The organism is Psychrobacter sp. AntiMn-1, assembly GCF_001854065.1.
GTDB classification, from domain to species: Bacteria; Pseudomonadota; Gammaproteobacteria; order Pseudomonadales; family Moraxellaceae; genus Psychrobacter; species Psychrobacter pacificensis.
In genome coordinates this window covers 1098749-1112279 of the sequence record NZ_CP012969.1, presented here as the reverse complement: position 1 = coordinate 1112279, position 13531 = coordinate 1098749, and the positions used below count along the sequence as shown (strand labels likewise).

Sequence of the window (13531 nt, the reverse complement as noted above, 5' to 3'; positions counted from 1 at the left end):
AATGTAATCAATGACTACATACTCATACTATAGCTAATAATTTATAATTACAAGTTCTATAAACTAAAAAGGCAATTTTGAGAGATATTGTTTTATGGTATAATTACTATTCATCATTTTATGATGTGGATTGAAACTATAAGCTAAATAGGCTAGAAAGCACTTGGCAACGTCTGTCTTACCACAGTCGTTGCCATTTTTGTTTAACCTACTACATTCCAAAATCCATAAAATCCAGCTTGCCATCACCTGCGATATTCAGCCCCATCTGTGCATCATAAAACGTCTCTGATAGAGTAAGAATGCCAGTGTCTCGTACTTGGTGAATGGCGTTTTCGTCCATGAGTTTATCCAACATAAATGGAAAGACATTGATACTGTACTGCTGGGCGTCGTGTACCAGCTGATAAAAGTGACTGTCACTCACGCTTGTATTGTAAAGGGCACTAATCAAATGCCGTCCTTCCTCAAGATACGGCACAATAATGGCTTTGGTTGGTGCGTCTATGGCTTTAAATGTGCGCCCTGCGTCCATAAAGGACTGCCAAAGCTGCGGAAATTGCTCAGCTTGATGCCGCTGCGCATTGTTATTATTAGTCAATGGATTGGTGTTGTTACTGCTCAGCCAGTTATATAAGGTTTCTGTACCTACAGATTTACCTTTACTGTCTTTAATGGGATATGCCATTTCTTTTATACCGTGCTCGGTCTGATAGTAGTGATGGAAAAACTGCTGCATGATGTCGGGGTGCAGCAAATGTACATCGCCATACGCGTTATGCGCCCATTGGGACAGAATGTTGCTCATGATGGCCTTGCCTTGAGCGATGGTAGGCAGTTTACTTAGGTTTTCGCTCTCTGGACGTACGATAAATACTTGCCCTTTGACAGGCTTGTCTTGGTCGTCACGCATCTCACCATGACGGTTACAGCGTCCCGCCGCCTGCGCAATACTGTCAAGACCTGCCAAAAAGCGCACGACGGAACGAAATGACACATCCACGCCAGCTTCAATCAGTTGGGTTGATATAACCAAAGTCGGTAAGCCTTGTTTTAAACGGTTTCTAATTTGGTCTAATAAGTCTTTACGGTGGCGAGCGCATTGGGACGTACTTAAATGATATAGCTCGTTTTCAGGCACGGTGTCTGATAGTTTCTGATACAGCTGACTGGCCCACGTCTTAGTATTAACGATAACCAAGGTGCTGCTAAATTGAGCAAAATTATGATTAACATAATTTGTCAAGCCATCTAAATCTTGAGGGTTTTTAGTATGGTCATGAATATCGACGCGCTGCAAAGTATCGAATAGGGTATGTAGCTGAGTGCGCTCGCCAATGATTTCGGTAGCAGAGTTCAAGCTGCCATTGTGTGCTATCGGTAAATTGTCCAGTACGGGCTGGGTGGCGGTGCACAGCACGGCGCTAGAGTTGGCGTGAGTGGTCAAAAAATTGAGCGCGCTACAAAATAGGTAGTAGCAATTCATTGGTAATGTCTGTATCTCATCAAAAATGAGCACCGCACGGCTTAGCTGATGCAAGCGTCTGACGCCTTTGGTGCCGCCGCCAAAGCAGCTTTCTAAAAACTGTACCATGGTGGTAAATACAATGGGAGCGTTCCAATTATCCATAATCAGTTTGCTCTGCCACGTCTGTACGTCAGGCTCTAGGTTTGAATGTTGTTCTAACACCCATTGACCATCAAAGACACCTTTGGGGCCTTCTTCTTCTAAAATTTTGCGCACCTCAGCAGCGTTTTGTTCAATGATGCTGGTAAAAGGGATGATATAGATAATGCGGTCGAGGTTGTGGCGTTTAGCATGCTGCACAGCAAAGCGCAGGCTGGCAAGCGTTTTGCCGCCACCTGTTGGTACGGTCAAAGTAAAAATACCTTGGTCAGACTGCGCCGCGTGTAGGCAGGTTTGAGCGATGTGGTTACGTTGTTCGTTGATTGGGTTTGGCGGGCTGTGCTCTGCTTTATCAGCGAAGCCTTGATAAAGGGTTTCGATTTTATCTATCGCGATTTGCCAGTTTGGTCGCTTATAGTCTAAAAGATGGGCTTGATTTGGGTGTTCGAAGGCGATGCTGTTGCTACGGTCAGCATCAATCAGACAGCTAAACAGTAAACGAGTCAAAAATCCCAAATAAAAGTCTTTTTGCTTGTCCGTAGCGCGACTATCAGCCATGATTTTTTTGACAATGCCTTGAAACTCTTTAAGCGTGTCTTTTTTAAAGCTGTCATCCAATTGCGCAAACAGCTGCTCTTGCTTGGCACGCTCTAGGGCTTGGGTATAGTGGGTTTTTTCTTCAGGTTTGTTTTTGCGGTTGAGTAAATATGGTTGGGCATTTTGTCCGACGACATTAACAAGACCGCTATGATGTGATGCCACGCAAATGAACATCATATCCGCCAGTAGTTGCCCCTCATAGCGGCGGATTTTTTGTTGTTTATGTGCTTTTAGATAACTTGAGCCTAATTTTTCAAACTGCTCTTTAAGATAAATAGCGCCCGCTGTAGAGTGGTCCACTGAGCCTTTCGTTGGTTTCCCTCTACGTAATATTTCAGCCTCTTCATCTTCATCTAAACCCAGTTCTTTATAGTTATCATGGATGACACACTCTTTTATATATTCTTGAAACGCCGCGCTGTATTTGCCAAGGTCATGTACCAGTCCAATCAATTCACCTGATAATGGCAGCCCGATTTTCAGGGCTAGCGCCCTACTTATTTCTGCCGTTCCTGTTAAATGATCATAGAGTAGCTGCTCAGCGCCATCACTTTGCCGTACATGCGCAATAAACTTCTGCTCAAGAGAGTCTGCTTGCTTATTTTGAATATTTAGATTTTTCATTGGTGCGCTATTATCCAAACATAAGTTGTTTAAAATATTTAGGATAACAATATCTTAATTTAGTAAGGGTAACAACATATAATTGAAGCATTCGCGACAACAAATGTCGTTAAAGATTTAAAAGGTAATAAAAACCAGACAACCTAAGTTGTCTGGTAACAAATTACTTCCAGAAACCTATCTGTCTACAATAAGCTGGCCACCAGAAAAGCTAATACACCCCTCACAAAACCAAGAGTTCAATCTCCTTGCATGAGGAATATCTGCTGGGACATCTAATTGATAGGGACGACCACAGTATTCACAGTGTACGTCATCTAAATAAACCTGACATTTTGCAAGTGTAGCAAATAAAACATCAGTCTCCGTGTTGTGTTCATAACAAAGCAGTTCTAAATGCGCTATATAATCACTGGGCGACACATAGGACCAATACTCATGGCACAAACGCTTTTTTGTATCATCAAAAGCTGAATCAAAGACGAAGTTCATGCTCATAATACCCTCCTTAGTATCCATAGCCAGTTTGTGGTAGTAGCTCGTAGAGCTCACTCTGTAGCTGACTACACATATCATCAACGACATAGTCAGGATTGACATCTAAGCGCGTCTGAACCCATATGCGCAGCGCCATATAATTATCAAAGCAACTATCAATACTTAGGAACCTAGCCAAACCAGTACCTGACTGAATACAGAGCTCACAAATGAGGTAGTTAGCAATATTATCTGCGCCATTACTGACATAGCCACTAGGTTTAAACGTCGCATGCAATATATCGTAATCAATCATCTTCATTGTGAGGCCCCTTATCGGTAGATACCTGAGCAATCTGACTGCGATTGACCAATGCTTCAAATGCACTACCATCCTGCCGAGTCATATTCGGTACATAACGACTATAGGTGTTGAATAGCATCTTGGTCGTAGCGTGCCCCATTTGACTGGCAATCCACTCAGGACTTTCGCCAGCAGCCAACCATAGCGTCGCTGCGGTATGACGAGTCTGATAAGCATTACGCTTTTTGAGACCTAAAATCTTAAGAGTAGGGTGCCAAACACGTTTATTCACGTTGTTGTAATCAAGTGGCTCACCCGTATGCGCGCAAAATACATAGTCAGATCGCTTATAAGTGATGGTCTGCTGTTCCTTCAGAGCATCGTAGACCCAAGGTGACATTTGAATCGCACGGTAAGACTCTTGAGTCTTAGGAGGAACAATTTTGCCTTTAACATAAGCTTGTTTGATCACAATCTCACGTCGATTAAAGTCAATGTTCTCCCAAGTCAATCCATCAATTTCACTCGTACGCATCCCTGTAAAAAAACGTACTAGATAATAATTGCGATAGTCTGCTCTTACACCATTAATAAATTTCCAAACCTCATCTAGTGTGAATGGTTGAATATCCGTTTTGGGCTGTTTGAGCGCATTGATATCGTAGTAAGGATTATCAAATTTATAGCGTTTAGCTGCTTCTTTTAGTATCATACCTAAAGGTACCATGATCGAATTGATGCGTGCCGCTGACAGATGTTTGTTAGCTTTTCCGTACGTTACTTTGGCGAGCGATGAACGGAAGGCTAATACATCTGTCTTTTTTATGAGATGAATGGGTTTAGTCCCAAACTTAGCAATCAAGTACATATCAATAATCTCCTTTATTTTACGCTTATAGGTATCGCGCCATTCAATTTCTTTTTCAGAGAACCATAATTCTGCAAACTGTTCAAAAGAGGGCGTATCGGTATTAATACATTCCTTGCGATCGTTTAACGCTACCATCTGTGCCGCTTTGTCACTTTTTGGAAAGTACTTAGCGTAATTGAACAGTCCTAAGATGATTTCTGCTTTCATTTTCTCAGCCACTTTCTCAAGCTTCTTGCGATTCGCTGGTGTGTCTGTTAGGTTTGTCGTCTCCCGACAGCGTATACCCATATAATAAAAATCGACAAATAGCATATTGCTCCCTTTGCGCCTTCTGATACTAGCCATCATATTTCTCCTTATTGTAGTGCCATGGCGTTGACGCTACCGGCGATACCAGTACGCATATCTTTTTCAATCTCCTCCCAAATGTACAAAATCTTACGACCACCAAACGGCCGGATGTAATGAATACCTTCGATAAGCACAGTATCTTTGAGCTCATTACGTATCGTACGAGGGTTATACTTAATGAGCTCAGAAAGCTCTTGGGTAGTTAGGTAGGTATGTGACATAATAAATTCCTTGTAAGTTAATTAGACAACTAGATTGTTTTATCGCTATAACAAATAATTTCATAAAAGTAATTTGTTATTCGATAGAATTACTTTACTAGTTATAGTAATTCAATGCAAGTACTTTTTTAGTCTATTAAGGAATTATTGATGATTTTATGTAATTTACCGGTACTACTAGCTGAACGGCGTATGAAAGTGGCAGATTTGATAAGAATGACAGGAATTAGCAAGTCGACTATGCACAAGATCTATAATGAGCAAACATCAAGAATCGATTTCGAGACTATGGATAAGATTTGTGAAGCATTAGATATTGGCGTAGGCGACTTATTTACTTATGTACCTAACGAGTCGCTAGATGAAGAAAAGTAAATTAGTTTTAGGGTGGTTTTAGAACAACTAGAGTAGAGGTCAAAAAGACTATATTGATAAATAGGAAAAATTAAGGGAAGGCGCAACTTGGGCACATTTTGGGCACACAGATTTTTCAGTGCTAATTGTTTAAATGTAGAAAGGTCTAAAGTCTAATTAATATTAATCTATCTATTCCGCCACAGCCCTTATATTACGGGCATAAAAAAAGCCCCAATCTTAAGATTGGGGCTTTTCGAATCTGGTAGGCGTAATCGGATTCGAACCAACGACCTCTACCATGTCAAGGTAGCGCTCTAACCAACTGAGCTATACGCCTATTTAGGCCATGCATTTTAGCAAGTTTTTCATACTTTGCAAGCCTTTTTTATAATTATCTTATTTTATTATCATAATATTTGACGTCACGCGTTATTATCAAATACTACAGTATGCTTTTTATGTATATTTTCTAAATATTTATTTTAACCAGTTTAGTTTTTATTGTTAATAACAGCGTAAAAATTAATGAGTAAGCTCTTATAACTGATATCATATTCCTCTAACGAATGTGGTTGTCATAAGAGCAATGATGTAAAGTCATTTGTGTCAACTAGGTATTCAACGAAAATTAGAACTAGTCGGAGGATGACATGGGCTTATTGGTAGATGGTAAGTGGCAAGACAAATGGTACGACACGGAAGAAAACGGCGGGCGATTTGAGCGTGAAGATGCCGGGTTTAGGAACTGGATCACCGCAGATGGTAGTGCAGGTCCTACGGGCGTAGGCGGGTTTAAGGCTGAGCCTGATCGCTATCACCTGTACGTGTCGCTAGCCTGTCCTTGGGCACACCGTACTTTAATTTATCGTAAGCTCAAAGGTTTGGAGCAGATCATTCCGATCTCTGTGGTCAACCCTTACATGGGAGATAATGGTTGGACGTTTGCAGAGGGCGAGGGAGTAATCCCTGATCCGCTTATCCATGCAGATTATGCTTATGAGCTTTATATTAAAGCAAAACCCAATTATACGGGACGGGTTACTGTTCCGATTTTATGGGACAAAAAGACCAATACGATTGTGAGTAATGAATCATCAGAGATCATTCGGATGTTCAATTCAGCTTTTGACGACGTTGGCGCACTAGCAGGCGATTTCTCGCCAGCATCGTTATTGCCAGAAATCGATGATATCAATGCGTTTGTCTATACGACGATTAATAATGGGGTGTACAAGGCTGGATTTTCGACCACACAAGAGGCTTATGAAGAGGCGGTGATTGAGCTGTTTGCCGCGCTAGATACACTGGAAGCGCGCCTAGCAGATAAGCGTTACCTCACAGGGAGCACTATCACCGAAGCGGATTGGCGACTGTTTACCACCTTAGTTCGTTTTGACGCGGTCTATGTTGGGCATTTTAAATGCAACCTACGCCGCATTATCGACTATCCAAACCTGTGGGGCTATCTGCGTGATCTATACCAAGTGCCTGGTATCGCTGAGACAGTAAATATGGAGCACATCAAGCAGCACTATTACACCAGCCACGCCAATATCAACCCCACTCGTATCATCCCTATTGGCCCTGCTATTGATTTTACGACAGCCCATCATCGTGATCAGCTATAGACATGTTTGCTTTATACATGTGAACAAAAAAGGCTAAGCATAAATAGAATTTCAATAAAAAACACCCCAGCGACTATGAAGCAGCTGGGAAGCAGCTGGGGTGTTTTACAATGTAAAAGGCATTTTAATTGATATTAACCATTATTTAACTGCCGAGCTGCCTCAAGTGCAAAGTAAGTCAAGATACCATCGGCACCGGCGCGGCGAAAACCAATAAGCGATTCTAGGATCACCGCATCAGTCAGCCAGCCGTTTTGAATAGCTGCCATGTGCATCGCGTATTCGCCGGAGACTTGATAGGCAAAAGTCGGTACGCCAAAGGTGTCTTTGACTTCACGGATCAGATCGAGATAGGGCTGACCAGGCTTAATCATCACCATATCTGCGCCCTCATTGATGTCCATCGCCACTTCGTGCAAAGCTTCAGCGCGGTTACCAAAGTCCATCTGATATTGTTTTTTATGACCGCCTTTTAGGTTGCCGGCGCTACCGACTGCATCACGGAACGGCCCATAATAAGCAGAAGCGTATTTGGCAGAGTAAGCCATGATAGCGGTATTGACAAGACCTTCGCTTTCAAAGGCATCACGCATGGCTTTGATACGGCCATCCATCATATCACTTGGAGAGATGATATCAGCGCCAGCTCTAGCATGGACGAGTGCTTGCTTGACCAGCACCTCAACGGTGTCATCATTGACCACATAACCACTGTCATCAAGCAAGCCGTCTTGACCGTGTGACGTATAAGGGTCGAGCGCCACATCGGTCATCACCACCATCTCAGGCACTGCGTCTTTTAGTGCTGCTACGGCACGCGCGCTTAGTCCATTCTCATCATAGGCCGCTTTGCCATCAGGAGTTTTTAGCGAGTTGTCGATAACAGGGAAAATATCGATAGTCGTCACGCCCTCGCTTAAAAGCTCTTTGGCATAATTAATCAATAGGTCTATCGATAAGCGCTCAACGCCCGGCATACTGGCGATGGCCTCGCGCTGATTACTACCTTCTAATACAAATACTGGGGCTATGAAATGTTTGGGGTGAAGCTCGACTTCACGAATCATAGCACGGATATTATCGTTGTAGCGCAAGCGGCGCAGGCGAGTCTCGGGGAATTGACGATTAAACGTATAAGACATTGTTTTTTCCTTATTATTAGTTTTAGTAAGTTTGAGGGGTAATCATTAAATAAGTAAAGCATCAGATGCAGCTAAAATTTTTAGCTTTTATATATAGCTACTATTTATATATAACTACTAAAGGTAGCACATAACAACAAAAAGCCCCACCAAGAAGGTAGAGCTAATTGTTATAAAAATAATACGCTAGCTAGTTATCAAATGTTATATAACCATCTTTATGGAGTGACAATCTGTGGCACTGGTACTTGCTCAGTAGGTGTCTCTTCAGTCAATACCCCAACCGCTGCATCAGCGTCGTTGTCATTATCGATATCGACAATCGCAGTCGGCTTAAAGTCAACCTTCACAGGCGTCTGTGCTTGTTTGATAGCGGCGGCTTCTGGTGCTGCAGCTACTCGCGCTGAGCTAGCAGCGTCGATAGCATAGGCCGCTTGCGACTCGGCATCTTTGGTTAATAAAGTACCAACTTGGGCCAAGTTAGTATATTGCGGAACCGGAATCGCGACAGGTGTATCGAGATTGGCACCGCCGCCAAGCGCTTGATATAGCTCGATTTGACTGATGATTTTTTGTAGCTCTAAGTCTAGAATGCCTTGTTGAGTGTCAAACAATGAGCGCTGAGCATCAAGGACATCGAGATAGTTTGAGATACCAGCTTTAAAGCGCGCATCAGCAATCTCATAAGTCTGATCAAAGTTATCTTGCAGGCGGTACTGAGCTGCGAGCTGCTCGCCTAGAGTTGCGCGAGTAGCGAGCACATCGGAGACCTCACGGAACGCCGTTTGAATTGAGCGCTCATAGCTGGCAAGCGTTTGTTCGCGCTCGATTTGTGCGACATCGTAGTTTGCATCCAAACGTCCAGCATCAAAGATGGGTACGCTGATATTAGGGCCAAATGACCAGCCGACTGCATCATTATCGAACAAGTCGCTCAAGCCATCGCTACGGACACCAACGCTACTGGCTAAGCTTATCGTTGGGAAATAAGCGGCACGGGCGACAGCGATATTTGCGCCCGCGGCTTTTAGATCGTATTCCGCTTGTAATACATCAGGGCGATAGCGTAGCAGCTCGCTTGGCAAGCCGGCACTAAACACCTCGTGATTGGTGATATTGCTGACAGCGGGTGCTGGGATAAGCTCAGTAGGTACCGGCGCTCCTAATAAGAACTGCAGAGCATTTCTGGAGGTCAAAATACTGCTTTGCGCACGTAGTACCGCAAGTCTTGCACTCTCTAAAGCTGCTGCAGATTGCAAGGAAGGCAGCTTAGGATCAATACCGGCTTTAAAGCGCTCTTGCGCAATAAACAACGAGCGCTCACGGCTCTCAACAGTTGCCTCGGCGAGTTTGAGCTGCGCTAAGCTATAGCTAAGATTCGCGTAGCTCTGCGCGATATTACTAATCAGACTAATTTGAATAGAGTCTTTGGCTGCCGTCGTTGACAAAAATCTCTGCAACGCTTGATCTTTTAGGCTATCGATTCGGCCCCAAAAGTCCAGCTCATAGCTTGCCAAACCGAGATTGACACTGTAGCTATCTGTCGTCTGTCTACCGCCAGTACTGCCAAAAGGCGTCTCAACGCGCGGAGAGGATTGGCTTTGGCGTGAGTATTCTGCTTGACCATTGATAGTCGGCAAATCATTAATATCAGTAATACGATACTGCGCGCGCGCTTTTTCGATAGCCAAACGGGCACTCTCAAAGTCTTTGTTATTTTCCAGTCCTAACGCAATCAGAGCTTTTAGGCGCTCATCGCTATAAAAGTCCTGCCAGCGCTGTCCTGCGATACTTGGCTGCTCAGAGGTGCTGACAGTCTCATCACCAAAAGCGCCATAAGCTTGCTCGATCGGAAGGTTAGGCTCAGCGAGAACGGGGCTTGTATCTGCTTTAGGGATAGTATTACAAGCGGCCATACTCAGAGCCAAAAAGCTCAGGCCAAGTAGGCGCGATGATTTACCAGTAGCTAGTAAAGCTTTAGAGCTTATCGCTCTTACGGCTGAGTTAGAGGTTAAGAATAAAGAACTCATTGTGTATTATCTCCAAAGCTTACAGGCTGATAACTCGCAGGAGGAGTTAATGATTGCTTATCTTCTGTAGGGGCAGATGGGACCGGATTATCACCGCCGCCGTTACCACTTGGATGGTTATCATCATCATCCCCTTTACCATTGTGAGCTTCATTGCCCTTATAAGGGAACATACCACGCACCCAAATATAGAACATCGGAATAAAGAAGATACCTAGTAAAGTGGCACTAACCACACCACCTACGACACTGGTACCAATAGCAGTTTGGCTGCCTGACCCTGCGCCAGTAGCTATGGCTAATGGCACAACACCGATACCAAAGGCAAGCGAGGTCATAATAATTGGACGTAGACGTTGTCGCGCTGCGGTCATGACGGCCTCTCTGAGACTATAGCCTTCTTCTTGGTGCTCTTTGGCAAATTCAATAATCAAGATGGCGTTTTTGGCGGACAAACCAACGACGGTGAGTAGACCCACTTGCAAGTAGATGTCGTTAGCAAAACCGCGTAACCACGTAAATATCACCGCACCCAATACCCCAAGTGGAATAACCAATAGGACAGAGAAGGGGATAGACCAGCTCTCATAAAGCGCAGCTAGACATAAGAAGACAACTAGAATCGATAGCGCATAAAGCATAGGAGCTTGCGAGCCTGATTTTTGTTCTTCAAGTGATAACCCAGTCCATTCGTAACCGATACCTTCAGGGAGCTGACTGATCATGTTCTCCATAGCTGACATGGCTTCACCAGTACTAAGACCAGGTGCCGCATTACCTTGAATATTCATCGAAGGTAAGCTGTTATAACGAGTCAAACGCGGTGAGCCTGACTGCCATTCGCTACTTGAGAAAGCATCGAAAGAGACCATGTTACCGGTTTCGCCGCGCACATACCACTTGCCGATGTCATCAGGATTGGTACGGCTACTGGCTTCACCTTGAACATAGACACGCTTGATACGGCCACGATCGATAAAGTCGTTGACGTAGCTTGAGCCCCAGGCGGTCGAGATAACGCTATTGATACTGCCTAAAGATAGACCATAAGCGGCGGCTTGTTCTTGATTGATATTGACTTTGAGCTGCGGTGCATCTTCTTGACCATTAGGACGTACGCCTGCCACATTTTCGTTTTGTGCAGCCATACCTAGCAGCATATTACGGGCTTCAAGTAACCCTTCGTGTCCAAGGTTACCCACATCTTGTAGCATCAAATCAAAACCACTGGCATTACCAAGCTCAGTAATCGCAGGCGGTACGATAGCAAAAACTTGCGCTTCATTTAACTGGGTAAAGAAATAACCCATGGCACGACCAGCAACGGCTTGCGCGGTGTTTTCATCGCCTGAGCGCTCTTCCCAATCTGACAGTCGAACGAATGCCAGACCCATGTTTTGGCCTTGACCTGCAAAACTAAAACCAGCAATGGTAAAGACAGAGGCAATATTGTCCGTCTCTTGTGTGTCGTAATAATTTCTGACTTTATCCAGTACATCCTGCGTCTCATCTAGCGTAGAGCCTGCAGGAAGCTGGACTAAGGTGAACATAATACCTTGGTCTTCTTCTGGCAAAAACGAACCTGGAATACGCAAGAACACCACTGCCATAATACCGATGATGGCGGCATAGCCGATCAGGTACAACCACTTAAAACGAATACTTTTGCCGACGAAGTTTTCATAAGAGCGGCTTAGCTTAAAGAACCCGCGGTTGAACCAGCCAAAGAAGCCTTTTTGTTGTTCAGTACTGCCTTTTTCATGGCTCTTACCACGTTTTAGCAAGGTCACACATAGGGCAGGGGTGAAGATTAGAGCCACCATGGCTGACAGCGCCATGCTCGTGATCAAGGTGATAGAGAACTGACGATAAATAACACCTGTTGAGCCGCCAAAGAAGGCCATCGGTACAAATACGGCAGACAAAATCAGCGCAATACCAATAACGATCTTACTGATCTCGCCCATCGACTGAACGGTTGCATCTTTGACCGAAATATCAGGGTTTTCTTCTAATATTCGCTCGACGTTTTCGACAACAACGATCGCATCATCAACCAGTAGACCGATGGAGAGTACCATTGCAAACATCGTCAAGACGTTGATACTAAAGCCTGCGATATACAGCACGGCAAAAGTACCTAGCAAGACCACAGGAACGGCAAGAGTAGGAATGATGGTGGCGCGCCAGTTCTGTAAGAAAATGAACATGACGATGAATACAAGCGCAATAGCTTCGAGTAGAGTCTTGACAACTTGTTCGATAGATAAGCGCACAAACGGCGTCGTATCGTAAGGAACAACAGAGCTTAGGCCTGCTGGAAAGTTGGTTTCTAGCTCGGCTATACGTGCGCCGACCGCCTCACGGGTCTCTAGCGCGTTTGCGCCTGCAGCCAATGAGATACCTAGACCTGCCGCTTCTTGACCGTTATACAAGGATCTCTCGCTATAGTTTTCACTACCGATTTCGACATCAGCGACATCGCCGAGGCGTACTTGCGCGCCCGAGGTGTCTGTTTTTAGCAAGATATCTTTAAACTCTTCAGGAGTTTGTAGATAGCTCTGTACGGTGACGGTGGCGTTAATCACCTGTTGATCGGTGTCAGCAGGTGCTTGTCCTAGCTGACCTGCAGATACCTGAGCGTTCTGTGCTCGTACGGCATTGACAACATCAGAGGGCACCATGTTATAGCTACGTAGGCGTGCAGGATCTAGCCAGATACGCATGGCGTAAGAGGAGCCAAACACTTGCACTTCACCCACACCTTCAACACGACTGATCGAATCGAGAACATTGGAGTTGATATAATCGGCAATATCGGCCCGATCCATACTACCGTCTTCAGAAATAAATGCCTGCACCATTAAGAAGCTGCTAGACGATTTATTGACGTTGACACCTTGACGCTGAACAGCCTCAGGCAACGAGCTCATCGCTGCTTGTAGTTTGTTTTGTACTTGTACCTGAGCGGTATCAGGGTCTGTGCCATTTTCAAAGGTTAGCGTGACCGATGCACCACCATTTGAAGAACTCGATGATGACATGTACATCAAGCCATCTAGCCCTTTCATACGTTGTTCAATGATTTGCACCACAGAGTTTTCGACCGTTTGTGCGTTTGCACCAGGATAAGTGGCACTAACAGAAACGGTGGGCGGTGCGATACGCGGATACTGCTCAATCGGCAAATTAACAACCGAGATTACCCCGATAAGCATGACCAAAATGGCCAACACCCATGCAAAAATAGGGCGATCAATAAAAAAACGTGACATAGTATATCCCTAGGTCTTCCTATC

General features: G+C 44.5%; 10 protein-coding genes and 1 tRNA gene. 2 read left to right on the top strand and 9 right to left on the bottom strand.

The annotated features are described in order from the left end of the window. Window positions 1–211 precede the first annotated feature (211 nt). The 5 genes from AOT82_RS04580 to AOT82_RS04560 form a co-directional block, all read right to left on the bottom strand. Window positions 212–2851, bottom strand: a complete 2640-nt coding sequence (locus tag AOT82_RS04580; RefSeq protein WP_071002002.1) for a CRISPR-associated helicase/endonuclease Cas3 — start codon at window positions 2849–2851, stop codon at window positions 212–214. 177 nt (window positions 2852–3028) lie between these two features. Continuing rightward, a complete protein-coding gene (locus AOT82_RS04575) occupies window positions 3029–3349 on the bottom strand; it encodes a hypothetical protein (RefSeq protein WP_071002001.1) in 321 nt (106 codons plus the stop codon). A 10-nt stretch (window positions 3350–3359) separates the two neighbouring features. Then, window positions 3360–3650 carry a hypothetical protein gene (locus AOT82_RS04570; protein ID WP_071002000.1) on the bottom strand — a complete coding sequence of 97 codons (291 nt, stop codon included), beginning with the start codon at window positions 3648–3650 and terminating at the stop codon, window positions 3360–3362. Continuing rightward, entirely contained in the window at window positions 3637–4848 is a 1212-nt protein-coding gene (locus AOT82_RS04565; protein WP_071001999.1) for an Arm DNA-binding domain-containing protein, read from the bottom strand. The genes AOT82_RS04570 and AOT82_RS04565 overlap by 14 nt, the downstream gene beginning before the upstream one ends. A gap of 11 nt (window positions 4849–4859) precedes the next feature. After that, window positions 4860–5075, bottom strand: coding sequence for a hypothetical protein (locus AOT82_RS04560; RefSeq protein ID WP_071001998.1), 216 nt, complete (start codon window positions 5073–5075; stop codon window positions 4860–4862). Between the two features lie 150 nt (window positions 5076–5225). Between AOT82_RS04560 and AOT82_RS04555 the strand changes: the two genes are divergently transcribed. After that, window positions 5226–5450: a helix-turn-helix domain-containing protein gene (locus AOT82_RS04555; RefSeq protein WP_071001997.1), complete on the top strand. Its 225-nt coding sequence runs from the start codon at window positions 5226–5228 to the stop codon at window positions 5448–5450. Window positions 5451–5692: 242 nt separating this feature from the next. Here the strand turns inward: AOT82_RS04555 and AOT82_RS04550 are convergent. After that, a tRNA-Val gene (locus tag AOT82_RS04550) sits at window positions 5693–5769 on the bottom strand. Window positions 5770–6082: 313 nt separating this feature from the next. On the opposite strand from AOT82_RS04550, the gene AOT82_RS04545 reads away from it, so the two are divergent. Then, window positions 6083–7060, top strand: coding sequence for a glutathione S-transferase family protein (locus AOT82_RS04545; RefSeq protein WP_071001996.1), 978 nt, complete (start codon window positions 6083–6085; stop codon window positions 7058–7060). Window positions 7061–7194: 134 nt separating this feature from the next. Here AOT82_RS04545 and hemB read toward each other — a convergent pair whose 3' ends face one another. From hemB to AOT82_RS04530, 3 genes are all read right to left on the bottom strand, one after another. Then, the gene (hemB, locus tag AOT82_RS04540) at window positions 7195–8202 is read right to left on the bottom strand and encodes a porphobilinogen synthase (protein WP_071001995.1); all 1008 of its coding nucleotides are present in this window, start codon (window positions 8200–8202) and stop codon (window positions 7195–7197) included. 218 nt (window positions 8203–8420) lie between these two features. Beyond that, a complete protein-coding gene (locus AOT82_RS04535; protein ID WP_071001994.1) occupies window positions 8421–10232 on the bottom strand; it encodes an efflux transporter outer membrane subunit in 1812 nt (603 codons plus the stop codon). Then, window positions 10229–13507 (bottom strand): efflux RND transporter permease subunit, encoded by a 3279-nt coding sequence (locus AOT82_RS04530; protein ID WP_071001993.1) that lies wholly within the window; start codon window positions 13505–13507, stop codon window positions 10229–10231. The genes AOT82_RS04535 and AOT82_RS04530 overlap by 4 nt, the downstream gene beginning before the upstream one ends. Window positions 13508–13531: the final 24 nt, after the last annotated feature.